This window comes from Angustibacter peucedani, assembly GCF_054779595.1.
This window is the reverse complement of the sequence record NZ_BAAGXY010000120.1, coordinates 1-1,757: the sequence shown is the minus strand read 5'-3', so window position 1 is coordinate 1,757 and position 1,757 is coordinate 1. Positions and strand designations below refer to the sequence as shown.

Annotated in this window: 1 protein-coding gene and 1 pseudogene; one reads left to right on the top strand and one right to left on the bottom strand. The window is 75.9% G+C overall.

The window, feature by feature from the left end; all coding sequences use genetic code 11:
• Positions 1–283 (bottom strand): annotated as a pseudogene (locus ACYVJ4_RS16935) (NYN domain-containing protein); the annotation flags it as partial.
• Between the two features lie 69 nt (positions 284–352).
• Here ACYVJ4_RS16935 and ACYVJ4_RS16930 point away from each other — a divergent pair.
• Positions 353–1,757, top strand: a 1,405-nt coding sequence (locus ACYVJ4_RS16930; RefSeq protein ID WP_460461266.1) for a DEDD exonuclease domain-containing protein, incomplete at its 3' end; no start/stop codon positions are given.

Below are 1,757 nucleotides of genomic sequence, written 5' to 3'. Positions count from 1 at the left end.
CGGCCGCGAGGTCGGGGCCGCCGTCCCGGACGTCGTCCGCCACCGCCGCGCGGAACAGGTCGTCGCGCTCGAGGGCCGCTGCCAGCGGCGTCGCCCCGGCCGAGGCCCGGCGACCTGGTGCGAACCGGCGCACCGGCACCAGCGGCGCGGGCACGTCGGCGTCGGGCAGGCCGCCCAGCACCTGGGCCGCGACGTCGAGCACCCGGCGGCGCACGGCGTCCGGCAGCGCGACCGGGGCCGCGGGGGCGGAGTCCGGCGCGGGCTCGGGGCTCGCCGTCGACACCCCGGCAGCGTAGGTCAGCGCGCCTCGGCGCCGCTGTCGGCGCCCCGACATACCCTCCGGGACGTGAGGATGGTCCAGGGCACGCTCGACGAGCTGGGCACGCCGCTGCCCGACGTCGAGTTCGTCGTGGTCGACCTCGAGACCACCGGTGGCTCGCCCCGCGAGGCAGCGATCACCGAGATCGGCGCGGTGCGGGTGCGCGGCGGCGAGGTCGTGGGCGAGTTCCAGACGCTGGTCAACCCCGGCAGCCCCATCCCGCCGTTCATCGCGCTGCTCACCGGCATCACCGACCAGATGGTGCGCGACGCGCCGCGGGTCGAGCAGGTGCTGCCGTCGTTCCTGGAGTTCGCGCGCGGCAGCGTCCTCGTGGCGCACAACGCGCCGTTCGACGTCTCCTTCCTCAAGGCCGCCACCAGCCGCTGCGGCCGCGACTGGCCCGGCTTCGCCGTCGTCGACACCGTGCACCTGGCCCGCCAGGTCGTCACCAACGACGAGGTGCCCAACCGCAAGCTCAGCTCGCTGGCCCGGCTGTTCGGCTCGCCGACGACACCTGACCACCGGGCGCTCACCGACGCGCGCGCCACGGTGCACGTGCTGCACGGCATGCTCGAACGCGTCGGGTCGCTCGGCGTGCACTCGTTCGAGGAGCTCGTCACCTTCACCTCGCGGGTCTCCCCCGCCCAGCGCCGCAAGCGCCACCTGGCCGAGGGCCTGCCGAACGCGCCGGGCGTCTACGTGTTCCGCGACGCGCGCGACGAGGTCCTCTACGTCGGCACCTCGCGCGACCTGCGCACCCGCGTGCGCACCTACTTCACGGCCTCCGAGCACCGCACCCGCATGGCCGAGATGGTCGCGATCGCCGAGCGGGTCGACCCGATCGTGTGCGCCACCACGCTCGAGGCCGAGGTGCGCGAGCTGCGCCTGATCGCCGAGCACAAGCCGCGCTACAACCGCCGCTCGCGGTTCCCCGAGCGCGCGCCCTGGGTCAAGCTCACCGTCGAGCCGTTCCCACGCCTGTCGGTCGTCAAGGCCGTGCGCGACGACGGCGCCACCTACGTCGGGCCGTTCGGCGGACGTCGGCAGGCCGAGCAGGCGGTCGACGCGCTGCACGAGGTCTTCCCGCTGCGGCAGTGCACGCGCCGCATGCCGGCCGGCGGCGGCGGCAGCAGCTGCGTGCTGTCCGACATGGGCCGCTGCGTCGCGCCCTGCACCGGCGTTCCCGACCCCACCACCCGCGAGCAGACCGAGGTCGACTACGCGCTGGTCGTGGCCCGGGCGCGCCAGGCGCTGGCCGGCGACTGCCGCGAGCTGGTGGGCGACCTGCGCCGCCGGATCGACACGCTGAGCAGCAGCGAGCGCTACGAGCAGGCCGGCGTGGTGCGCGACCGGCTGCTCGCCGTCGTGCGTGCCGCGGCCCGCGGCCAGCGCATCGGCGCGCTCGCCGCCTGCCCCGAGGTCGTGGCCGCGCGCCAGC